Origin of the sequence: Mesorhizobium sp. B2-8-1, assembly GCF_006440955.1 — a bacterium.
In the GTDB taxonomy this organism is placed as follows: Bacteria; Pseudomonadota; Alphaproteobacteria; order Rhizobiales; family Rhizobiaceae; genus Mesorhizobium.
Map to the genome: position 1 here is coordinate 277,334 of NZ_VFTX01000006.1, position 23,573 is coordinate 300,906.

Consider the following 23,573-nt stretch of genomic DNA (forward strand, 5'->3'; position numbering starts at 1 on the left):
GCCTACTGGACCTCGTAGCCGACTTCCTCGCTGGCGTGACACAGCGCCTTCCAGAAGGAGCGTGCGAAAGAACGGAAGACGTAGATGTCGAACTGGTCGCCGCCGGTGCGCTGGATCTGGGCGAAGACATCGTGATGGGTGGTCGAGCGGCCGGCGCCGAGCGGGAAGGCCGGCAGCGCGAAATCGATGGCGAAGAACTTTGCCAGCACCCATTCGGCCTTCGGACCGGCGATGCGGATCGCGGTGCGGCCATGCGAAAGATCGGTCACTGTGCCGATGGCGGGGGTCACCACGCCCGCGAAAGCCGCGGCCAGCCCCTCGGCTTCGTCGGCTACGGTGAACTTTCCCGGTGCGAAACCGAATGCCGATTTGGCGCCATTGGTGGCCCCACCGCCGGCACCGTCGGGCAACGTAAGCCCGGTGACGGCGCGGATGCCTGATATCAGTTTCTTCTCTTCGCCCGGCCAGGCGGCGAGCTGCACGATCGAGCCCGGTCTCGTCTCGGTCAGGATGACCTCGACACCATGTTCGAAATTGCCGTGCGAGCCGACATGGAATTCCGGTTCCAGCGGTGAAAGGCGCTCAACCATGCATGCGGCTCCCGTCCGGATCGTAGAAGTGGTTGGAAACGATCTCGACCGGCCCGAACCGGTTGCGCAGCGGATCGGAGACATGGGCGCGCGAGCCGTGCCTGGCCTTGCCGCCTTTGACCAGCGCCAGCGCGATGTGCTTGCCGAGCGCCGGCGAATAGCAGCAGGCTGTGATGTGGCCGATCGAGCCGTGCGGGTTGGACTCGTCAAGCTCCTCGACGATATGCGCGCCGCCGTTGAGCGGCCTGTTGTCGAGCGAGACCAGGCCGACAAGTTCCAGCCGGTCGGGCGAGATGAGGCCCTCGCGGTCCATCATCGCCGAGCCGATAAACGGCTTCTTCTTCGACAGCATCCAGTCGAGATGCAGGTCGCGCGCCGTGGTGCGGCCGTCGATCTCGGCGCCCGTCACATGGCCTTTCTCGATGCGCATCGTGCCCAGCGCTTCCAGTCCGTAGGTTACAAGTCCGAACGGCTTGCCGGCCTCGACAAGCGCTTCCCAGACATGGGTGCCGTGGTCGGCGCCGCAATAGACCTCGAACGCCATTTCGCCGGAGAAGGACAGCCGGCAGATCATCACCGGCACACCAGCGATCTGGCCATGCACGATACCCATGAACGGCAGCGCCGCATTATCGACAGCGGTGCCGGCGACGCAGCCGGCCAGGATCTGCCTGGCTTTTGGCCCGCCGATCGCGGCACCCGCCCACTGGTCGGTCACGGAGGTGACATGAACCTTGAGCTCCGGCCAGACCACATCAAGGAAATATTCCAGATGCTGCATAACCTTGCCGGCATTGGCCGTGGTGGTGGTCATCAGGAAATCCTGTTCGCCGAGCCGCCATGTGGTACCGTCGTCGAAGGCCAGCCCGTCCTCGCGCAGCATCAGCCCGTAGCGCGCCTTGCCAACGGCCAGCGTGGAAAACATGTTGGTGTAGACACGGTCGAGGAATTCGGCCGCGTCCGGACCTTGCACCGCGATCTTGCCCAGCGTCGAGACATCGACGATGCCGGCGCTTTCGCGCGTCGCCCTGGCCTCGCGTACATAGGCCTGCTCGACCGTTTCGCCGGCAAGGCCGTAGATCATCGGCCGGTACCACAGGCCGGCGGAATACATGGTCGCGCCATTGGCGACATGCCAGTCATGCATCGGCGTCAGCCGTTCGGGCTTGAGGTCGCCGAAGCGCTCCGCCGCCAGCGACCCGATCGAAACCGGTGCAAAGGGCGGCCGGAAGCGCGTCGTGCCGACTTCCGGGATCGGCTTGCCCAGCGCCTCGGCCATGATGGCCAGGCCGGGGATGTTGGAATTCTTGCCCTGGTCGGTGGCCATACCGAGCGTGGTGTAGCGTTTCAGATGCTCGACCGAGACGAAGCCTTCGCGGTGCGCCAGCCGCACGTCCTCAGACGTCACGTCGTGCTGGAAGTCGACGAAGCTCTTGCCGCTGGCCCTGATCTCGAACACCGGCGCCGGATCGGGATCGCAAGCTACGGCTTCGACCGAGGGCAGTGCGGCCGGCGTGGTTTGCGCGCCTGCCGCGGCAAGGCCCGCGGCGCGGCCCTCGATCATTGCTTCGGCCGTGGAAAAGCTGCCGGTGAAGGCGCCGGCGCCAATCCAGTTCTGCGTCGGCTTCGGCGGCAGGAAGGCTTGTCGGGCGGCATTCCACTGCGCCTTGCCGCCGGCCTGGCTGGCCAGATGGATGGTTGGCGACCAGCCGCCCGACATCAAGAGGCAGTCGGCATGGATGCTGCGGGCGTCGCCGGTGAGCGTGCCGTTGGTCATGTCGAAGCGCTGCAGCTTGACGCCGGAGAGCGCCTTGCCGCCCTCAGTGGCGATCACGGCATGGCCGGGAAAGATCTCGGCTTCGGTCTCCTCGGCCAGCTTGCGCATTTCGCCCGAAAGCTCGGGACGGACATCGACAATCGCGGCAATCCTTGCGCCGGCCTTCTTCAGCGCCAGGGCGCAGCGATAGGCGCTGTCATTGTTGGTGAACAGCGCGATCGTCTGCCCCGCCAGCACGCCGAATTCGTTGGCGTAGCGCTCCGCGGCATGCGCCAGCATCACGCCCGGGCGGTCATTGCCCGGAAATACGAGCGGCCGTTCGAAAGCGCCGGTGGCCAAGACCACCGATCGGGCGCGGATCGCCCAATAGCGATGGCGCGGTTCGCCCTTGCCGGGTGTCTCCTTGTGATCGGTGACGCGCTCAAGGGCGGCAAGCGTATTGCTGTCGTAGTAGCCCCAGACCGTGGTGCGCGGCAGAAGCCGGACGTTGTCGTAACCCTCGAGCTGGGCCACGGTTCGCCTGGCCCAGTCGGCCGCCGGCAGGTCATCGATCGTCTCGTTCGACCAGTTGGCAGAGCCGCCGAAACGCGGATCGAGTTCGGCAAGCATGACGCGCGCGCCCTGGTCAGCAGCGGCCTTGGCGGCCGTCAGCCCGGCAGGGCCGGAGCCGACCACCAGCACGTCGCAAAAGGCGTTCATGCGCTCATAGCGCGCCGGGTCGGCGGTGGAACCGGCCCGGCCGAGGCCGGCGGCGCGGCGGATGAAATGCTCGCAGAACATCCAGAAGCGCGTGCCCTTCAGCGGACCGATCACCGGACCCATGAAGGTCTTGTAGTAGAAGCCGGCCGATAGGAGCTTGCCGCCGAGCTGGTTGACGGCGCTGACGTCCCAGGCCAGCGACGGAAAACGGTTCTGGCTGACGGCGACCAGCCCGTCATGAAGCTCGACCATGGTCGCCGCGACGTTGGGCTCGCGGACCTCGCCCTTCAGCACCGTCACCAGCGCGTTCGGCTCTTCCACGCCTGCTGTCAGGAGGCCGCGCGGGCGGTGGTATTTGAACGAGCGCCCGTAAAGCGTGACGCCGTTGGCCAGCAGTGCCGAAGCCAGCGTATCGTCGGCATGGCCGGTGTAGGACGCGCCATCAAAGGTGAAGCGGATGGTCTTCAGCCGGTCGATGTGGCCCCCGGTTTCGGTGCGGCGCGGGCTCACGATCTGCCCTCCGCCTTGCGCCGCGCGACCGAGCCGTGGTCACCGCGTGCGAAGGCGACGCTGGAAATCTCATGCGTCAGCGTGTTGCGCACGACCCTGAGATGCGCGCGGCAGCCGCCGGAATGCTGCCAGATCTCGTTGTGGTCTCCGGCCGGGTTCAGCCGGTCATAGACATAGGCGTTCCAGGCTTCGAAGTTCTGCGAGGCGGGGTCGGGACGCTCGCGGTTGCCGTCACCCTGGTAGGTGAACTCGATGACGTCGCGCGGGCCGCAATAGGGACAAGTGATCAACATCGGATATTCCTGGTGCAGCCTTGCTCGGTGAAGCCTTGCTTGGAGAGATATTGTTCAGTGCAGTCTGGGATTGGCGCCCTGGCCTTTGTCGTCGATCACCAGGCCGCGATGGAAGCGGTCGAGCGTGAAGGGGGCGTTGAGGTCATGCGGCTCGTCCTTGGCGATGGTCCAGGCAAAGCACCAGCCGGAGGCGGGCGTCGCCTTGAAGCCGCCATAGCACCAGCCGCAGTTGAGATACATGCCGGGCAGGGGCCCGGTGGTGATGATGGGCGAGCCGTCCATCGACATGTCGCAGACGCCGCCCCAGGAGCGCAGCATGCGCACGCGGGCAAGCCCCGGGAACAGCGCCAGCATCTCGCTCATCACCTCGTCGACGATGGGCAGGTTGCCGCGCTGGGCGTAGCTGTTGTAGCCGTCGATGTCGCCGCCGTAGACGAGGCCGCCCTTGTCCGATTGCGACATGTAGAAATGGCCCATGCCGAACGTGACGACCGTATCGATGAAGGGCTTCAGCGATTCGGTGACGAAGGCCTGCAGCACATGGCTCTCGATCGGCATCGTCTCGATGCCGGCAAGCTGCATCACCCGGCCGGTGCTGCCGGCCACCGCGACCGCCACCTTCTTGGCGCGGATGTCACCGCGTGATGTGGTGACGCCGGTGATGCGGTCGCCGTCGCGCAGGAAGCCGGTGACCTCGCAATTCTCGATGATGTCGACGCCGCGCCGGTCGGCGCCGCGCGCATAGCCCCAGGCCACGGCGTCGTGGCGGGCGGTGCCGGCGCGCCGCTGCATCAGGCCGCCGACCACGGGGAAGCGTGCATCACTGGAAATATCGAGCGCGGGGATCAGGCGCTTGATTTGCGCCGGCGTCATCAGTTCGGCGTCGACACCGAGATGGCGCATGGCGTTGCCGCGCCGTGCATAGTCGTCGAACTGGGCCGGCGTGTGCGCCAGGTTCAGGCAGCCGCGCTGCGAGAACATGACGTTGTAGTTGAGATCGTGCGACAGGTTCTCCCACAGCTTCATCGAATGCTCGTAGAAGCGGGTGTTGGCGGGCAGCAGATAGTTGGAGCGCACGGCGGTGGTGTTGCGGCCGACATTGCCGGAGCCGAGCCAGCCTTTTTCCAGCACCGCGACATTGGTGATGCCGTGTTCCTTGGCGAGATAATAGGCGGTCGACAACCCGTGCCCGCCGCCACCGATGATGATGACGTCGTAGGATGCCTTCGGGTCCGGCTTGCGCCAGGCCGGCTTCCAGTCCTTGTTTCCCTTGAGCGCGTTCGCGAGCAGCGAAAGGGCCGAGTACTCTGCCATGGATATGATGTCCGTTTCGGGCGATGCGGCAGACTATAGAGCAGGCCGCACGCGCAAAGCCAATATTGCGCCATCGCCTTTCGACTGGCCGACGCTCCGACCACCGCCAGATCAGCGCAGGTGCGGTCGGATCAGGCGACGAGTCCGGGTGACGGGGTCCTTCGCCGGCGCGCTGTTGATGGAGCATTGAACGAAAAAACCCGCCTGTGCGGCGGGTCGTTGGCGCAACTCAGCACCATGACTGAATATCTACCATAGCTGCCTTCACCCAGTCAAGAAAAAATTCCTATCACAAAGCTGCCGGCACAACGGGACTGGCGGTCGTCAGGTCTTTGTTGCCCCGAGTTCGGAGCCCTGGCGGTCGGATGCGACGGCTTGCCCCATGATATGGCCGTCTTTATCAAGGACAGGCAAATTCAATTGCCATTGCCGCCTTGAGTCGCCAACAAATCATGTTTTTCAAATTGCTTCGTCTCGTCTTGATGTTCGCGCTTGTCGTTTCGGCGCCGCTTTCGTTCGATGCGTCGGCGCAAGGGCTTGGCCAGGCGCCTGCCGGACTGGTCGCCGACCAGCAGAAAATCCTTCAGGACCTGACGACCAAGACCGATAATTTCGACAAGAAGATCCAGCAGGACGGCGACGACGACGCCACTCTCGTCGATATCCGCCTGCAACTCGAGGAACTGTCGCGGCAATCGCTGAACAGCGCGCTGGCCTTCCGCACCCGCCTTAGCGAGATCAACAGCCGGCTCGAGCAGCTTGGCCCGGCACCCGCCGCAGGCCAGCCGCCGGAACCCGACATCGTCAGCACCGAGCGCCAGGCGCTGGTCTCCGAAAAGGCCGAGATCAACGCGGTCATCGCGCAGGCGCAGACGCTGTCGATCCGCATCAGCGGGATGATCGACAAGATCGGCAACATGCGCAGCGCGCTTTTCCGCAATCTCCTGACCAAGCGCTATGTGCTGTCGGATGCGCTGAGCCCACAGGTCTTTTCCGACGCCCGCGACGAGTTCGGCAATTTCTACAAGGCGGTCTCGTCCTGGCTGAGCTTCGCCTTCAGGTTCAAGTTCCAGGCCATTCTGGCGGCAACCTTCGTGGCGCTCGGGCTGGCCTTGGTGCTTCTGGTCGGCGGCAGGCGGTTGTTTGGACGGGTGTTCGAAGCCGATCCGTCCAATGAGGACCCGTCCTATCTCAGCCGCCTGTCGGTGGCCTTCTGGTCGACATTGCTGCCGACGCTGGCGGTCGGCGCCTTTCTTGGGTCGACGATTTTCTTTTTCAACTATTACAACGTTTTGCGCGGCGACATTGGCCTTTTCCTCAACGCGCTGGCGACGGTCATCGGGGTGGTGTTCTGCGTCAATCGGCTGGCCAATGCGGCGCTCGAGCCGAGGCTGCCGAACTGGCGCCTGATCCCGGTCGAATCCGGCCCGGCGCGTTGGCTGGTGCGCCTGACCACCGCCATGGCCGTGGTCATCAGCGTCAACACCTTCCTGTCCGTCATCAACGACAAGATGGGATCGCCGCTGTCGCTGACGATCGCGCGCAGTTTCGTGGCCACCATCGTCGTCGGCATCATCCTGATCCTGATGGCGATGCTGCGGCCGTTCAAGGCCCGTGACGGCAGCTGGCGGCCTTGGCCGGCATGGCTGCGCTACCTGGCGCTGGCTCTGGGGCTCTTCACCATCATAGCCGCCTTGCTTGGCTATATCGGCCTTGCGCTGTTCGTGTCGCTGCAGGTGGTGGTCACCGGCACGGCGCTCGTCACCGCTTATATCGGCTTCCTGTCGGCACAGGCGATCGGCGACGAGGGCGCCTTCGCCAACACGTCGGTCGGGCGCTGGCTGTCGGCCAATTCCAGCTACGAGGACACCGCACTCGACCAGCTCGGCCTTGTCGTCAGCGTCGCCATCAATGTGATGATCGTGCTGGTCTTCCTGCCGCTGATCCTGTTGATGTGGGGCTTCCAACCGGGCGACATCCAGGCCTGGGCTTACAAACTGGCGACTGGGATTAATATCGGTTCGGTGACGATTTCGGTCACCGGCATCCTTTCGGGCATCGTCGTCTTCATCATCGGCTATTTCCTGACGCGCTGGTTCCAGGGCTGGCTCGACGGTTCGGTGATGGCGCGCGGCAAGGTCGACACGGGCGTGCGCAACTCGATCCGGCTGGCCGTCGGCTATGCCGGCGTGGCACTCGCGGCACTGATCGGCATCTCGGCGGCGGGCATCGATCTGTCCAGCCTGGCGCTGGTCGCCGGCGCGCTTTCCCTCGGCATCGGCTTTGGCCTGCAGAACGTGGTGTCGAACTTCGTCTCGGGCCTGATCCTGCTGGCCGAGCGGCCGTTCAAGGTCGGCGACTGGATCGTCGCCGGCGACATCAGCGGCACCGTCAAGAAGATCAGCGTGCGCGCCACCGAGATCGAGACCTTCCAGCGGCAGTCGGTGATCCTGCCCAATTCGAACCTGATCAACAACGCCGTCGGCAACTGGACGCACCGCAACAAGCTCGGCCGCATCGACATCAAGGTCGGCGTCGCCTATGGCAGCGACGTCAAGCAGGTGCACGCCGTTCTGCTCGAGATCGCCCGCGGTCATCCGCTGGTGCTGAAGAACCCCGAACCCTTCGTCCTGTTTTCCAATTTCGGGCCTGCCGCGCTGGAATTCGAGATCCGCCTGTTCCTGGCGGATGTGATGAACGGCAATATCGTGCAGAACGACATCCGCTTCACCGTGCTGGAAACATTCAGCGACCAGCATATCGAGATACCCTCGACGCCACGCGCCGTCGTCGAGCCCAAGCATGCGAAGGCCTGGCCGACCGACGACGACAAGATCGAGGCCGATTTCGCCGAGCAGGAACGAGCAAAGGCGGAGGCCGCGGCCGGGGCCAAACGTCTCTCCAAATCAGGACGCAAGGCGAAGAAACCTGATCCGGATTAGATCGGCGATCGGAAGGTTTCAGGCCGTCGAAACCAATTGCGGCATGAATGCGGCATTCAGTTGCGGTTCAGCTTCCATCTCATATAAGCTCCCATGCAAAGGCGAGAATGCCTTGCGAAATGCAACAGAGGCGGTGGGAACACCGATATTGCACATGTGGAAGTCTCTCGTCGCTGCCGTCGCCTTGCTCGCCGTGAGCGGCTCGGCCCATTCCGCCAGCGCGGTCAACAAGGACGCCGAGACCCGCACGCTGATCGTGACGGAAGGTGGCAGCAAGACCGACCTGGCGTTGGCCGCCGGCGAAACCGTGGAATTTTGCCCGAATGGCTGTTTCGTCACCTTGCCCAATGGCGACCTCGAAGCCCTGACCGGCTCGGAAACGGTCGAGATCTCGGGCGGCGTCGCCCGCATCAAGTAATTTCGACGGCATGCCTTGAAAGGCCGGACATTTGTCCGGCCTTTTATTGTTTTCGGTAGCGGTTGTTTAACAATGACGCCGGAAATACCGCGGCGACAGCCGCCCACAACCGGGCGTTTTAACGTTCGTTACGCCATCTCCCCGCTATACGTCTTGCGAAGACGCCGACAAACGGCGCGGCGGGTTCGAGGCAGGGCAGGACGACATGGACGCGCGGTCCGACGGAAACGCAATACCGCTTGCGGTCGATCTCGACGGCACGCTGATCGCGACCGACCTGCTATGGGAAGGACTGTTCATCCTTCTCAAGAAGAACCCGCTCTACATTTTCCTCGTGCCTTTCTGGGCCGCCGCCGGGCCGGCCCGGCTGAAGCAAGCCATCGCCCAGCGCGTCGATATCGATCCCGCGTCGCTGCCTTACCGCGCGCCATTGCTCGACCGCATACGGGCCGAGCATGCCGAAGGCCGCAAGATCGTGCTGGCGACAGGCACGCCGCGCAAATTCGCCGACGCCATCGCTCGCCACCTCGGTGTCTTCGACAGGGTGCTGGCGACGGACGGGGTCGACAATCTGACTTCCGGCAAGAAGCGTGCCTCGCTTATTGCGGCCTATGGCGATGGCGGCTTCGATTATGCCGGCAACAGCCGCCATGATCTCAAGGTTTTCGATGCGGCACGCAGCGCGATCGTGGTGGCGCCGGATCGCCACGCCGCGCGCTGGCAGGCTGCGCATGGCGCCGAAACCATGTCGGCGCCGAAACCGACACTGCGTACCATCGTCAAAATGCTGCGCGTGCATCAGTGGCTGAAGAATTCGCTGATCGCGGTGCCGATGGTGCTGTCGCACGAATATTTCAACGCCGGCATGATCTGGGAGTGCGTGCTGGCGTTCATCTCGTTCAGCGCGGTGGCGTCGGCCATCTACATCCTCAACGACTTCTTCGACCTGGCGCTTGACCGCAAGCATGCCACCAAGCGTAACAGGCCATTCGCCAGCGGCGCGCTCTCTATCCCGTTCGGGATCGGCGCGATCGCGGTGCTGCTGGCGATCGGCATCGGCACAGGGCTGTTTCTGTCGCCCGAATTCCTCGCCGTGCTCGGCGGCTACATGGCTGTCACCACGGCTTATTCGCTGTCATTCAAGCGCATGCTGCTGGTCGACGTGCTGACGCTGGCCGGCCTCTACACGATCCGCGTTCTGGCGGGCGCGGCCGCGACCGGCGTCGAGGTCTCGTTCTGGCTGCTCGCCTTCTCGATCTTCTTCTTCCTGTCGCTGGCGCTGGTGAAGCGCTTCGTCGAATTGCGCACCACGGCCATTCCACCCGGCGAGCGCATTGCCGGGCGCGGATATCGCACCGAGGACCAGGAGATCGTCGCTCAGGCCGGCATGGCTTCGGCCTTCTCCTCGGCACTGGTGCTGGCGCTCTACATGGATAGTGTTGCAGTGCGTGAGCTCTACCCGCATCCCTGGCTGATCTGGCCGCTGCCGCCGATCGTGCTTTATCTCACCATGCGGGTCTGGATCCTGGCGCGTCGCGATGAGATGCATGACGATCCGGTCGTGTTCATCATCCGCGACTGGCGCAGCCAGATCGTGGTGCTGATCGGCGCCGTGCTGCTGGTGATCGGGGGCTGGTAGACATGGCCGGCGAGCGCTTCGACAGCTTCGGGCGCGCGACGCCGCCCGCACCGCGCGCCATTGGCATTGATGACGCTATCGTGCTGCTGAAGGGCGGTCAGGCCAGGCACGCCTCGCTGCTTGCCTATGGCAATGGCAGATCCTACGGCGATTCCTGCCAGAACGAGGCCGGTGCCGTCGTCGACATGCGGCCGCTGAACCGCATCCGCGCCTTCAATGCCGAGACTGGCCTTCTCGAAGCGGATACGGGCGTGCTTCTGTCCGACATCATTGCCCACGCCGCGCCCTACGGCTTCTTCCCGGCAGTCGTTCCGGGCACGCAGTTCGTCACGCTCGGCGGCGCCATTGCCAACGACGTCCACGGCAAGAATCATCACCGGCGCGGCACGTTCGGCTGCCATGTCGAAAGTTTCACGCTACTGCGGTCCGATGGAAGGACCTACCGCTGCTCCGCGACAGATAATCCGCGGTTGTTCCGGGCGACGATCGGCGGCATGGGGCTGACAGGCCTGATCCTGTCGGCCTCGATCCGGTTGATGCGGGTGCATTCCCTCGACATCATCGAGAAGGTGACGCCGTTTCGCGACCTGGGCGAATTTTTCGAGCTGGCCGAGGCGGCGGACCAGGCCAATGAATATGCGGTCGCCTGGATCGATCAGCTCGCCGGCGGCAGGCGCAGCGGGCGCGGCCTGCTGTTCACGGGCAATCACGCCGAGCATGGCTCGCATACCGCCGCGCGCGCCGGCGGCAATTTCGCGGTGCCGTTCCAGCCGCCGTTCAATGTGCTCAGCCGACCGTTCCTGAGCGCCTTCAATGCGGCCTACCGATGGAGGAAGGGCCGCTCTGCCGCGCCGCGCCAGGTCGGTTACCAGGGCTTCTTCTTCCCGCTGGACGGCGTGCGCGATTGGAACCGGCTTTACGGTCCGAACGGGCTGTTCCAGCACCAGAGCGTTGTGCCGGAAGAAGCCGCGCGTGAAGCGGTGCCGATGCTGCTCGCGGCTGCCAGGCGGGCCGGGCAGAGCTCGTTCCTCACTGTTCTGAAACGCTTCGGCGGCGTCCGATCCCCGGCGCTGCTCTCCTTCCCGCGACCTGGCTACACGCTGACGCTGGATTTCCCCAACAGGGGAGCCGCGACCCTGGCGTTGCTGGACGAACTCGACCGCATCGCCATCGGAGCCGGCGGGGCAGTCAACCCCTACAAGGATGCGCGTATGAGCGCCGCGACCTTCGCCGCGTCCTTTCCGGAGTGGTCACGGCTGGAGGCGCAGCGCGACCCGGCCTTCATGTCCGGCTTCTGGGCGCGCACAGCCAAAAACATCGACCTGCGAAGACGGGGCGCCGAGGCCGCCGAATAGATAAAATTGAAATGGATCGTGGTTAGCGATCGGTTAACGAGAAGATTTACTCAAAACGTCCTTGTGAGTTCACGAAATCTTTTCGGGTTTGTAATAGAAGGCGTCACGGGTGGGTGAGCTGACATGAAATATATCGTCTTCATTCTCTTTACGGTCATGACGAATGCGGCCGCGCAGCTGATGCTGAAGCAAGGCATGATGTCGCTTGGGCCGATCTCGTTCGAAGGCGCCAACCCGCTTATCAGGCTGTTGCAGATCGTCTTCAGCCCCTGGGTGTTCCTCGGCCTGTGCACCTTCGTCATTTCCATGGCCTCGCATCTCTACGTGCTGTCCAAGGTCGAGCTTTCCTTTGCCTATCCGTTCCTTAGCCTCGCCTATGTCGCCGTCGCGGTCTTCGCCTATTTCGTCTTTCGCGAGGACCTCAATGGCTGGCGCATCGCAGGTATCGGCTGCATCTGCGTGGGCACAGTGCTAATCGCCCAAAGCGGCCGAGACCTGGGTGACCACGGGCATGACGAGCAGACCGTTTCCATCACCTCCGACAAGATCGGCACCAGCGAGATCGTTCGATGAGACATGTGATTTTCGGCGGCGACGGCTTTGTCGGTCGCCACCTTGCCCCGAAGCTCGTGGCGGATGGCGAGGAGGTTGTCGTCGCCGACATCGTCAAGAGCGACCTGGCGCATTATCGCAACGCCGGCTTCATCCATTGCAACGTGACCGATCCAGCATCGGTGGCGGCGGTTGGGCTAAAGGCCGACGACATGATCTACAATCTGTCGGCAAAGATGCTGTCGCCGATCCAGGTGCGCGCCAAGCGGCACGATTTCTTCTTTCCGGTCAATTTCCATGGCACCGAGCATATCATGCAGGCGATGGACAAGGCCGGCGCGCCCCGGCTCGTGCATTACACGACCGACATGATCTACGGCCATACGGTCACCTTCCCGATGACCGAGGAACATCCGGTCGCGCCGCTCGGCGAATATGGCTGGTCGAAGCAGAAGACCGAGGAACTGGCCGCCGAATGGCGCAAGCGCGGCATGTCGATCTCGCTGTTTCGTCCGCGCCTGATCATCGGTCCCGGCCGCCTCGGCATCCTTGAAAAGCTGTTCAAGCTGATCGACTGGAACCTTCCGGTGCCGATGATCGGCTCGGGCCGGAATCCATACCAGTTCATTTCTGTTTTCGATTGTGCCGAAGCTGCCCGCGCGGCCTGGAAAGCCGGCGTACCGAACGAGGCCTATAATCTGGGTTCGCTCAACCCGCCGCCGGTCAGGAAATTGCTCGGCCACCTGATCAGGCATGCCGGTTCGAAATCGATCCTGATCCCGACACCGGGCTGGGCGGTGAAGCGCACGCTGGACCTGCTCGACCTGATGAACCTGCCGATCATGGATCCGGAGCAATATCTGATCGCCGACGAGGAGTGCGTGCTCGACGTCTCCAAAGCGGGACGCCAGCTCGGCTGGGTGCCGCAACATCGCGACGAGGACATGCTGATCGCCGCCTACAGCGAATACCGCGCCAGGAAGGCCGGCCACGCCGTCGCCACCAAACATGTGCCCGCCGAATAGCAGCCCGCCAACAGTTTCATTTGCGCACGATCCCCGATCCTGCGCGCGGACAGGAGATTGAAATGACCGTCATGGCCAAGCCCGATCAGGCGAGCGCACGCACCATGGTCAGCGCGCCGGCGCTGTCGCCAGCCACCATCGCTAAGCCTGACCTGATCAGCGTCGAGCAGGCCAAGGCGATGGACGTCGCTGCGATGACGGACCTGTTCAAGGCGCATCTCAACCCGGGCCAGCTGCATTTCATGAAGCTGCTCGGCTTCCACAAGGTCAAGATCGAGCGCGCCGAGGGCATGTTCTACATCGACCAGAACGGCCGCAAGATCCTGGATTTCTTCGGCGGCTTCGGTTCGCTGGCCTTCGGCCACAACCATCCGCGCATCCTCGAAGCGCGGAAAAAATTCCAGGAGGAGAAGCGCCAGGAGATCGCCATCGCCTTCATGTCGCAATATGCGGCCGCGTTGGCCCACAACATCGCCAAATGTTCGCCCGGCGATCTCGACATGGTGTTTCTGGGCTCGTCCGGCTCGGAAGCGATGGAAGCGGCGGTAAAAGTCGCCGAGCGTGCCGCCGGCCCGAAGCGGCCGAAAATCGTCTATGCCGAGAATTCCTTCCACGGCAAGACCAAGGGTGTGCTGGCGATCACCGACGGCCAGCTCTACCGCGCCGATTTCAAGGTGGCGGACAATGCGGTCCGGATTCCGTTCGCCGACATCGAAGCGGTCGAGCGCGCATTCCGCGCCGATCCCGAGATCGGCGTCATCGTGCTGGAAACCATCCAGGGTGGCGGCGGCATCATCCAGGCGCCCGCGGAATATTGGCGGAAGCTGCGCGCATTGTGCGATCAATACGGTGTGCTGTGGGTGGCCGATGAAGTGCAGTGCGGCTATGGCCGCTCCGGCCGCTTCTATGCTTTCGAACATTATGGCGTCGTTCCCGACGTGACGGCGCTCGCCAAGTCGCTCGGCGGCGGCAAGGCGGCGGTCGGCGCGATGGTCGCCAGGCGCGAGATCTATATGAAGGCCTACGGCACGCCGAAGACGGCGATGATCCATGCCATGGCGACTTTCGGCGGCATGGGCGAGGCCTGCGTCACCTCGATCGAAGCGCTCAACGTTCTCTATGACGAGGGCCTGATCGACAATGCCGCCGCTACCGGCGAGTACCTTTTGCAGCGCCTCCAGGCACTGAAGGACAAATACCCCAAGATCATCAAGGACGTCCGCGGCAAGGGGCTCATGATCGGGCTCGAGTTCCATGATTTCTCGCAGACATTGCCGACCGTGTTGCGGCCGGTGGTCAGCGTGCTTGACGACAAGCTGAAGGGTTCGCTGTCGGGCTTCATCGGCGCGCTGCTGCTGCGTGACTATGACGTGTTGGTCGCCTTCACCGAGTACAACCGCAACGTCATCCGGCTCGAGCCGCCGCTGATCTGCCTGCGCGAGCATGTCGACCGGTTTGTCGACGCTTTCGACAGCCTTTTGTCGCGCGGCATTGTGGGAATCGTGAAGGATTTCGTCAAAAGCCAGGTTCGTTGAGCCCCACGACGATGCTGACCAAGTCGCCCACTCCGCAAAACCCGCTCGACCGGCTCACAGCGGCCGGCCTGGCGTGGGGTGAGGGGACCTATGCGCGGCTGGCGGCACCCATCGGCGCGGCGGCTTTCGCGCTCTACATCCTTTTGACGGCGCTGACGGCCTGGTTGATGCCCGATTCTAATTGGGACATGCTTCCCTATCTCGCCATATCAGAGGAAGGCACATACCCCGATGCGCAGGCGCTGCATGATTATGCCTACAACACCGTCAAGGCCGGGGTCTCGGCAGGTGACTACAAGACGCTAACCGATGATGGCGGCGGCTTCCGCAGCCACATGGCGGAGAATGCCGCCGACTTCCATTCGCTGCTCGGCATGTACCGGATCAAGTTCCTCTACGCCGAGATCCTGTCGACGCTGAGCGCGGCGATGTCGCCGGTCGAAGCGATGCGGCTGGTGCAGGTGGCCTCGGTGCTGCTGTTCGGCGCGATCACGCTGCTCTGGCTGCGCTCGGAAAAGGCCTTGGCGCTGGCGCCGGTGATCGGCGCGGTGTTGATCATGGCCGATTTCGGCGATGCGGCGCGCGCCTCGACGCCGGATCTGCTGACTTCGGCGCTGCTGCTCGGCGGGCTTTACGCCTATGTCAGGGGCCGCGAGGCGGCGACGGCGATCCTGCTCTTCCTCGCCTTCATGGTGCGGCCGGACAATATTGTCTTTCTTGCCGTTTTCGCCGTTCTGCTCATCGCCTTCCGGCAGCAGGCATGGGGTGCGCTGGTCGGTTTTGCGGCGTCCTTCGTCGCCTATTTCGCCATCTCGCACTGGGCGCATCATCCTGGCTGGTGGCCGCATCTGTGGTTCTCCAGCGTCGAGCAGCACTACAATATGGACGGGTTCGAGCCGCCGTTCTCCGTCGTTGCCTATCTCAAGGCATTTGCCGCATCGCTGCTGCGCGCCGTCAACCTGAACAGCTGGGTCGGCGTCTCGGTGCTGGCGCTGGCCGGCTGGTACGCGGTCGGCCGTGCCGGCTTCCGGCTCGACCGACGCGCCGGCATTCTGTTCGCGGCGCTCGTGCTCGGCGCGCTGGCTAAATTCACCGTCTTCCCGATCCACGACACGCGCATCTATTTCCCGCATCTGGTTCCGCCATTCCTGTTGCTGGCCACCCCTTTCATGGCGCTGTGGGCGACAGTCGCCCGTGACCAGCACCGCGCCGTCTTGCATGTCATTCCCGGAGACACGCCATGAGTTCGCTGTCCAGCCTGACGCGCATCGCGCTGTCGCTTGGCCTTCCGGCCGGTTTGCTCGACCGGGGGCCGTCGCTGCGCGGCACGAAATTCCTGGCCGGGGCGGCATTGAAAGCGCGCCTCGGCGGGACAAGGCGGCCCTTCCAGATGGTCAATGTCGGCGCCTGCGACGGCGCGCTGTTCGACGACGTCACGCCCTGGCTGCATCGTATTCCAGGCGCCCGTGCCCTGCTGGTCGAGCCGATCCCCTATAACCAGAAGCGCCTGCGCGCCAACTATCCCGATACCAACCGGTTCATCATCGAGCCGGTTGCCGTCACGAAAACAAGGGGGACGATCACCGTCCACACCTTCGATGCCGCCGCGCTCGAGGCCGGCACGCTGCCGATCGAGTTCATCGGCTGCTCCTCGGTTACCGACACCAACCTGATGTCGGGCAAGAATGCCTGGGGCGAGGATGACGTGAATTTCAACAAATTCGCGCCCTATCTCAGGGACATCGAAGTGCCGTCCGAGACCTTGCAGACATTGCTCGACCGCAACGGCATCAGCCATATCGACGCCTTCCTCGTCGATTGCGAGGGCGCAGACTGGATGGTCTTCGAGCAACTCGATCTCCAACGCTACCGTCCGGGCATGATCAAGGTCGAGGTCGGCGCACTGCCCGCTCCGGAGATCGGCCAGGTCGTGGTCAAGCTCAAGACCGCCGGCTACCAGGTCGGTTTCCAGGCCGAGGACATCTGGGCCTTCGCCTGACGGCAGCGATTTTCCTGATCCAAATCGGGTCGCGACGCATTCGCGGCGTGTCGCAAACAGGCGGTAGCGCGCTCATCGTCGTCTGCATATTGTGCGCCGATCAGACGGGCGCCGACGCCGCCCGCAACAGCACCTGGAGTCGCGGGCAATGGCAGAGTTTCCGAACAAGGCGAAGGTCGTCATCATCGGCCTGGGTGGCATTGTCGGCGCGTCGATCGCCCATCACCTGATCGAACGCGGCTGGGACGACATTGTCGGTATCGACAAATCAGGCATCCCGACCGACATCGGCTCGACGGCGCATGCTTCCGACTTCTGCTACACCACCAGCCACGATTTCCTGTCCTGCTGGACGACGCTCTACTCCATCGATTTCTACGAGAAGATGGGCCACTACGCGCGCATCGGCGGCCTCGAAGTCGCGCGCGTCGGCGATGACAGCCGCATGGACGAAATCAAGCGCAAGATCGCCTCGGCCAAGGCTTTTGGCACGCGCGCCCGGCTGATCGAACCGGCCGAGATCAAGGAGAAATTCCCGCTCATCGAAGAGGCAATGGTGCAGGGCGGCCTGTGGGATCCCGACGCCGGCCTGGTCATCCCGCGCTCGCAGACGGTCGCCGGCAAGCTCGTCGACCAGGCGGAAGCCTCGGGCAAGCTCAAATCCTTCGCCAACACGCCGGCCCGGTCGCTCGTTGTCAAGGACGGCCGCATCAGCGCCGTGGTGACTGACCGCGGCACCATCGAGGCCGACTACGTCATCGTCTGCGCCGGCATCTGGGGCCGGCTGATCGCCGAGATGGTGGGCGAGGACCTGCCCGTCATGCCGATCGACCATCCGCTCACCTTCTTCGGCCCCTACAACGAGTTCGCTGGCACGGGCAAGGAGATCGGCTGGCCGCTGCTGCGCGACCAGGGCAATTCCGCCTATATGCGCGACACCGGTGATCCCAAGACCGCCGAGGGCGGGCAGATCGAGTGGGGTTACTACGAAGAGACCAATCCACGCCTTTGCCATCCGCGCGACCTGCTCGAGAAGGACCAGGCCCGGCTTTCGCCTTCGCAGCGCGACCTCGACATGGAGCAGATCCTGGCGCCGCTGGAGCGCGCCATGGAACTGACGCCGATCCTGGGCGAACTCGGCTACAACGAAAGCCATTCCTTCAACGGCCTGCTGCAGGTGACGGCGGATGGCGGTCCGTCGATGGGCGAGAGCCAGAAGGTGAGGGGGCTGTGGTATGCCGTCGCCATCTGGGTCAAGGACGGCCCCGGCATGGGCAAGCTCATCGCCGACTGGATGACGGACGGCCGCACCTCGATCGACCATCACGCGATCGACTATGCGCGCTTCTATCCGCACCAGACCAAGGAGCAGTTCATCTGGGATCGCTGCACCGAGACGGCGATGAAGGTCTACAATCCTGCCGTGCATCCGCGCGAGCCCTTCTCCAAGGGCCGCAATATCAGGCGCTCGCCGTTCTGGGAGCGCGAGAAGGAACTCGGCGGCTATTTCATGGAGCTGGGCGGCTGGGAGCGCGCGCACGGCTATGCCGCCAACGAGCATCTTCTGGAGAAATACGCCAACCGGGTGCCGGTGCGCGAGAACGAATGGGACAACCGCCATTTCTGGCGCGTGTCCAATGCCGAGCATCTGGCGATGAGCGAAGACTGCGGCATCGTCAACCTGTCGCACTTTTCGATGTATGACATCGAGGGACCCGACCACGTCGCGCTGCTGGAGTGGCTGTGCGCGGCCAAGATCGGCGGCGACAACAATATCGGCAAGGGCATCTACACCCACTTCCTCGACGAGGAAGGCATGGTGCGCGCCGACTTCACGGTCATCCGCATGGCCGACCGCTGCCGTTTGATCGATGGCGCGGACGCCGGCCCGCGCGACTTCCAGTACATGCGCCGCACCGCGCAGGATAAAGGTTTCGATGTCACCATCACCGATGTGACGGAAAAATACGTCACCATCGGCATCTGGGGCCCGAACGCGCGAGCAACCCTGCAAAAGGTGGTCGAGAATCCCGAGGGCCTTGCGCTGGAGAATTTCCCGTTCGCCGCGATCAAGCCGATCCGGATCGCCGGCAAGGACGTCACCGCCTTCCGCATCTCCTATGTCGGCGAACAGGGATGGGAACTGCACATGCGCTACGAGGACGGCCTGGCCGTCTGGGATGCGCTGCGCTCGACCGGCGTCATGCCGTTCGGCGTCGAGACCTATGCCAATACGCGGCGCATGGAAAAGAGCCTGCGTTTGCAGAATGCCGATCTGCTCACCGAGTACAACCTGCTCGAGGCCGATCTTGCCCGCCCGAAAGTCAAGGAGAACGACTTCTGCGGCAAGGCCAAGCACCTGGAATACCGCGCCCGCGAGCACCAGCCGGCGATGCTGTGCACGCTGGTGATGACCGAAAACACCGATTCCAAGGGTGTGGCGCGTTATCCGGTGGGCACGATGCCGGTGCTGGACCCCGAGACCGGCGAGACGTTGGTCGACGAACTCGGCCGCCGTTCCTTCACCACGTCGGTCGCCTACGGCCCGACCATCGGCAAGAACATCGCGCTCGCCTATCTGCCATGGGCCTATGCCCAAGAGGGCCGCAAGCTGAAGGTGGAGTATTTCGGCGAGACCTATCCGGTCGAAGTCGCTGGTGTCGGCTACAAGCCGCTCTACGATCCGGAGAATCTGAAGCCGAGAAGCTAGGCAACCTCCCAGCAGGGCTCGTGAGCAAATTTTTGGATAAGCCCGGCGGCCAAGGTCGGGCTTTTCTCTTTTTCGGCTGGCGATTCTGGCTTACCCTGCGGCATGTCTGCTTTTGCTCGCGCAAGACATCTGCTTTCAGGCGCCGCCGCCCTGGCGCTGATGCTGTGGCTGGCCCCGGTGTCGCTCGCGGACGAACCCGTCGACGTCGAACTGGTGCTGGCGGTCGACGTCTCGCTGTCCATGTCGGCGGACGAGCTCGAGATCCAGCGTCGCGGCTACGCGGCTGCATTGACGCACGATCATGTGCTGCAAGCCATCGCCGCCGGCGCTTATGGCAGGATCGCCGTTACTTATGTCGAATGGGCTGGCACCAACTCGCAGCACGTCATCGTGCCGTGGACGGTGATCGCCAGCCGCGCCGACGCCGAGCAGGTGGTGGCGCGGCTGTCCGCCCAGCCTCCCAACAGCGCGCGGCGCACGTCTATCTCCGGCGCGCTGGAATTCGGCGCGGACCTTTTCGCAGAAAGTGGCTTTCAAGGGACGAAGCGGGTCATCGATATTTCCGGCGACGGCCCCAACAACCAGGGCGCGCCGGTCGATATCATCCGCGACGAGGTGGTCAAGCAAGGCATCGTCATAAACGGCTTGCCGCTGATGACCCGCGGCGGTTTCACCAGCGCCTACGATGTCAACGATCTCGACCGCTATTACAGCGACTGCGTCATTGGCGGTCCCGGAGCCTTCATGGTTCCGGTCAACGACTGGACGCAGTTTCCCGAAGCTATCCGCCGCAAGCTTGTGCTTGAGCTCGCCGGCCCGGCCTCGCCGCGGCCGGTTGACCAGGCCGATGGTCCGCCGGTGGTGCTGGCGCAGGCTGAACAGGCCAGCGATTGCCTGGTCGGCGAAAAGATGTGGCGCAACCGCAATTGGATGCTCGATAGCCGCTGAGAAATTCCAGAAAAAGCGCATAGCGCCTTCCCGGTACGCGCGTAACGCTTTCCGTTTGGAATTGATTGAAAAAAATAGTCAAAGCGGTTCGGCGTTTCCGTGAAATGCCGAACTGTTCCAGGCTTGCCAGTCCGGCAGAAGCAGTGGCAAACTGGCCTTGCCGCGCCATCCGGCGGGCGGGGTGACGCGGTCAAACCGAGGAAACACCAGATGAGACGTCTAGCTATCCTGACTGCGGTCGCGTCCATGCTTTACGCCGACGGCGCCAGCGCCCAATACGACGATCAGGCCGCCTGCATCATGTTCGAAAATGGCAATTTTCGCGGACGGTCGATCGCGCTCGGGGCCGACGATTCGGTCAATTTTCGCGGCCGCGAGTTCTGGAACGACCGCGTGTCGTCGGTGATCGTTCGCCGAGGCTGCACTCTCGTTGCCTATGAGGATTCGCGCAGGGGAGGCCGATCGATCGAGATCAGGCGCAGGGTCCGCGATTTCGGCGGTAGCGACTGGAACGACCGAATCTCGTCCGCGGAGTGCTACTGCGACCAGTATTGACGACAAGGTCCTCGGCCTTGCCGTTTTGTGGCGGCAAGGCGAACCTTCGTCGCCGACGATGTGGGCAAACACGGCCCTGTTCATTGACAGCCGGGCGGCGTCCGTGAACATTCCCCCAGAGAAAACAAAGGGGAACTGACATGAACAGGACCATTATCCTTACGCTGGCGCTTGCCGCCGGCTTGTCCGCGCCGGCGACGGCCGCCACATCGGTCACTATCGGGATCAGCGGCTGGACCGGCTTCGCGCCGCTGACGCTCGCCAAACAGGCGGGACTCTTCGAGAAGCACGGCCTCGACGTGACCTTGAAGAAAGTGCCGCAGGCCAGCCGGCCGCTCGCCATCGCCAGCGGCGACCTGCAATGCGCCGCCACCACGGTCGAGACATGGCAGGTGTGGAACGCCAGCGGCGTGACCACCAAGCAGATCTTCCAGCTCGACAAATCCTATGGCGCCGACGGCATCGTGGTGCGCAACGACATCAAGACCGTCGCCGACCTCAAGGGCAAGACTGTCGCGTCCTCGGCGCCGGGCACCTCGCCCTATTTCCTGCTGGCCTGGGTGCTGAACAAGAACGGCATGTCGACAAAGGATGTCACGGTCGTCAATCTCGAGCCGGACGCGGCGGCGCAGGCCTTCCTTGCCGGCCAGAACGACGCGGCCGTCACCTATGAGCCGTTCATCTCGGCGGTGCGCGACAAGGCCGACCAGGGCCACATATTGGCGACCACGCTCGACTACCCGATGGTGCTCGACACGGTCGGCTGCACGCCCGAATTCCTCAAAGCCAATCCGGACGCCGCCAAGGCGCTTGCCGACAGCTATTTCGACGCGCTCGACCTGATCAAGAAGGACCCGCAGAAATCCTACGGCATCATGGGCGCGGACGTGAAACAGTCGGCCAAGGAGTTCGAGGATTCGGCGAAGTACCTGAAATGGGCCGACCGGGCGGAGAACAAGCAGTTCTTCACCAAGGAGTTCCAGGATTTCTCCAAGACCGCCGGCGAGCTTCTGCTGCAGATGGGGCTGATCAAGGAAGCGCCTGACGTCTCCACGCTGGCCGATACCAGCGCCGTGGCGAACTGAGCGGCCGCTGTCTTGCGGCGGCGCCCCGCGCCGCCGTTTCGCTTCCACAAGGACCGTTGTAAATGCCGCGCCCCCTGCATCCGATCTCGCCGGGCACGCGAACCGTGCTCGGCATTTCCTTCTTCGTGCTGTTCGTCGTTTTCTGGGCGTGGATCACGCTTGGCGGCCACGTCAACCGCATCTTTCTCGCCGATCCGCTGTCGATGCTGCGGGATGGCTGGCGGCTGCTGGTCGAGGACCGGTTCTGGCTCGACATACTGATCACCATCTGGCGCGTCTTCGGCGGCTTCGTGCTGGCATCGGCCGTCGCCGTGCCGCTGGGCATAGCGATGGGCGCGTGGAAACCTGTCGAGGCGTTCCTGGAGCCGTTCGTCTCCTTCGCCCGCTACCTGCCGGCCTCGGCCTTCATTCCGCTGCTTATCCTTTGGGCCGGCATAGGCGAACTGGAGAAGCTGCTGGTCATCTTCGTCGGCTCCGTGTTCCAGATCATCCTGATCATCGCGGTAAAGGTCGGCTCCACGCGCCGCGATCTCGTCGAGGCGGCCTACACGCTCGGCTCCACCGACAACGGCATCGTCAAGCGTGTAATCATGCCCGCCAATGCGCCCGAGATCGCCGAGACGCTGCGGCTGGTGCTCGGCTGGGCTTGGACCTATGTCATCGTCGCTGAACTGATCGGCTCGTCGTCGGGCATCGGCTACATGATCATCAACAGCCAGTCGCGACTGGCAACCGGCCAGATCATCTTCGGCATCATCGTCATCGGGCTGATCGGGCTGTTGTCCGATCTTGCCTTCAAGGCGCTTAATCGCTGGCTCTTCCCATGGAGCCTGGCATGAGCAAGCTTCTCATCGAGGGCGTCTCGCGCACGTTCGCCGGCGTGCGCGGCGGCTCACCGGTCCAGGCGCTGATGCCTGTCGACCTGGCGGTCGCGGCCAATGATTTCATCACCATCCTGGGACCTTCGGGATGCGGGAAGTCGACGCTCTTGCGCATCGTCGCCGGGCTGGAGGCGCCGAGCGAAGGGCGCGTGCTGCTCGACGGCAAAGCGGTGACCCGGCCGGGGCCGGATCGCGGCATGGTCTTCCAGTCCTATACGCTGTTCCCATGGCTGACGGTCGCCGAAAACATCGCCTTCGGCCTGCGCGAACGCGGCATGGCCGAGCGGGAGAGGGGCGAAATCGTCGCCTCCTATATCGACCTCGTCGGGCTGAAGGGCTTCGAGAACCACTGGCCGAAGCAACTTTCCGGCGGCATGCAGCAGCGCACGGCGATCGCCAGGGCGCTGGCCAACGACCCCGCGATCCTTTTGCTGGACGAGCCGTTCGGCGCGCTCGACAACCAGACGCGCGGGCTGATGCAGGAACTGCTGCTCGGCATCTGGGAACGGCGCAAGAAGACGGTGCTGTTCGTCACTCACGACATCGAGGAGGCGATCTTCATGGCATCGCGCGTGGTGGTGATGACGGCCAGGCCCGGCCGGATCAAGTCGGACGTCGCCATCGACCTGCCGCACCCGCGCCACTACACGCTGAAGACCAGTCCGGAATTCTCCGTGTTGAAGGCGCGGCTGACCGAGGACATACGTGTCGAGGCGATGCGGTCGGCAGAGGCGCTCTGAGGCGCG

19 protein-coding genes are annotated in these 23,573 nt (G+C 63.7%); 15 read left to right on the top strand and 4 right to left on the bottom strand.

Annotated features, from left to right (window positions below; genetic code table 11):
- Positions 1-2: 2 nt before the first annotated feature.
- From FJ428_RS18085 to FJ428_RS18100, 4 genes are read right to left on the bottom strand one after another with little or no spacing between them, the layout of a single operon-like run.
- Positions 3-590, bottom strand: a complete 588-nt coding sequence (locus tag FJ428_RS18085) for a sarcosine oxidase subunit gamma (RefSeq protein ID WP_140559599.1) — start codon at positions 588-590, stop codon at positions 3-5.
- On the bottom strand, positions 583-3,576 hold the full coding sequence (locus FJ428_RS18090) for a sarcosine oxidase subunit alpha (RefSeq protein ID WP_140879901.1): 2,994 nt from the start codon (positions 3,574-3,576) through the stop codon (positions 583-585). Before FJ428_RS18090 ends, FJ428_RS18085 begins: the two co-directional genes overlap by 8 nt.
- Positions 3,573-3,869 carry a sarcosine oxidase subunit delta gene (locus FJ428_RS18095; protein ID WP_140579829.1) on the bottom strand — a complete coding sequence of 99 codons (297 nt, stop codon included), beginning with the start codon at positions 3,867-3,869 and terminating at the stop codon, positions 3,573-3,575. Before FJ428_RS18095 ends, FJ428_RS18090 begins: the two co-directional genes overlap by 4 nt.
- A 54-nt stretch (positions 3,870-3,923) precedes the next feature.
- Entirely contained in the window at positions 3,924-5,183 is a 1,260-nt protein-coding gene (locus FJ428_RS18100) for a sarcosine oxidase subunit beta (protein ID WP_140495627.1), read from the bottom strand.
- Positions 5,184-5,635: 452 nt separating this feature from the next.
- On the opposite strand from FJ428_RS18100, the gene FJ428_RS18105 reads away from it, so the two are divergent.
- The 15 genes from FJ428_RS18105 to FJ428_RS18175 all read left to right on the top strand — a co-directional run bounded on the left by FJ428_RS18105 (position 5,636) and on the right by FJ428_RS18175 (position 23,567).
- Complete coding sequence (locus tag FJ428_RS18105) at positions 5,636-8,125, top strand: mechanosensitive ion channel family protein (protein WP_140879902.1); 2,490 nt, start codon at positions 5,636-5,638, stop codon at positions 8,123-8,125.
- 154 nt (positions 8,126-8,279) lie between these two features.
- Positions 8,280-8,543, top strand: coding sequence for a hypothetical protein (locus FJ428_RS18110; RefSeq protein WP_140521120.1), 264 nt, complete (start codon positions 8,280-8,282; stop codon positions 8,541-8,543).
- Between the two features lie 205 nt (positions 8,544-8,748).
- Complete coding sequence (locus FJ428_RS18115; protein WP_140728959.1) at positions 8,749-10,182, top strand: UbiA family prenyltransferase; 1,434 nt, start codon at positions 8,749-8,751, stop codon at positions 10,180-10,182.
- A 2-nt stretch (positions 10,183-10,184) separates the two neighbouring features.
- Positions 10,185-11,537: an FAD-binding oxidoreductase gene (locus FJ428_RS18120; protein WP_140656982.1), complete on the top strand. Its 1,353-nt coding sequence runs from the start codon at positions 10,185-10,187 to the stop codon at positions 11,535-11,537.
- A 123-nt stretch (positions 11,538-11,660) separates the two neighbouring features.
- Positions 11,661-12,110, top strand: a complete 450-nt coding sequence (locus FJ428_RS18125) for an EamA family transporter (RefSeq protein WP_140521117.1) — start codon at positions 11,661-11,663, stop codon at positions 12,108-12,110.
- Complete coding sequence (locus tag FJ428_RS18130; protein WP_140656984.1) at positions 12,107-13,114, top strand: NAD(P)-dependent oxidoreductase; 1,008 nt, start codon at positions 12,107-12,109, stop codon at positions 13,112-13,114. The genes FJ428_RS18125 and FJ428_RS18130 overlap by 4 nt, the downstream gene beginning before the upstream one ends.
- A gap of 104 nt (positions 13,115-13,218) precedes the next feature.
- A complete protein-coding gene (locus FJ428_RS18135) occupies positions 13,219-14,649 on the top strand; it encodes an aspartate aminotransferase family protein (protein ID WP_181165308.1) in 1,431 nt (476 codons plus the stop codon).
- 11 nt (positions 14,650-14,660) lie between these two features.
- Positions 14,661-15,893, top strand: a complete 1,233-nt coding sequence (locus FJ428_RS18140) for a DUF2029 domain-containing protein (protein WP_140656988.1) — start codon at positions 14,661-14,663, stop codon at positions 15,891-15,893.
- Positions 15,890-16,648, top strand: a complete 759-nt coding sequence (locus FJ428_RS18145) for an FkbM family methyltransferase (protein ID WP_140495635.1) — start codon at positions 15,890-15,892, stop codon at positions 16,646-16,648. The genes FJ428_RS18140 and FJ428_RS18145 overlap by 4 nt, the downstream gene beginning before the upstream one ends.
- 148 nt (positions 16,649-16,796) lie before the next feature.
- Positions 16,797-19,358 carry an FAD-dependent oxidoreductase gene (locus FJ428_RS18150; protein WP_140521113.1) on the top strand — a complete coding sequence of 854 codons (2,562 nt, stop codon included), beginning with the start codon at positions 16,797-16,799 and terminating at the stop codon, positions 19,356-19,358.
- A 102-nt stretch (positions 19,359-19,460) separates the two neighbouring features.
- The gene (locus tag FJ428_RS18155; protein WP_140656990.1) at positions 19,461-20,306 is read left to right on the top strand and encodes a DUF1194 domain-containing protein; all 846 of its coding nucleotides are present in this window, start codon (positions 19,461-19,463) and stop codon (positions 20,304-20,306) included.
- Positions 20,307-20,516: 210 nt separating this feature from the next.
- Positions 20,517-20,861 (top strand): peptidase inhibitor family I36 protein, encoded by a 345-nt coding sequence (locus FJ428_RS18160; protein WP_140495638.1) that lies wholly within the window; start codon positions 20,517-20,519, stop codon positions 20,859-20,861.
- Positions 20,862-21,001: 140 nt separating this feature from the next.
- Complete coding sequence (locus FJ428_RS18165) at positions 21,002-21,946, top strand: ABC transporter substrate-binding protein (protein ID WP_140555034.1); 945 nt, start codon at positions 21,002-21,004, stop codon at positions 21,944-21,946.
- Between the two features lie 62 nt (positions 21,947-22,008).
- Positions 22,009-22,785, top strand: coding sequence for an ABC transporter permease (locus tag FJ428_RS18170; RefSeq protein ID WP_140495640.1), 777 nt, complete (start codon positions 22,009-22,011; stop codon positions 22,783-22,785).
- Positions 22,782-23,567: an ABC transporter ATP-binding protein gene (locus FJ428_RS18175; RefSeq protein WP_140516345.1), complete on the top strand. Its 786-nt coding sequence runs from the start codon at positions 22,782-22,784 to the stop codon at positions 23,565-23,567. Before FJ428_RS18170 ends, FJ428_RS18175 begins: the two co-directional genes overlap by 4 nt.
- Positions 23,568-23,573: the final 6 nt, after the last annotated feature.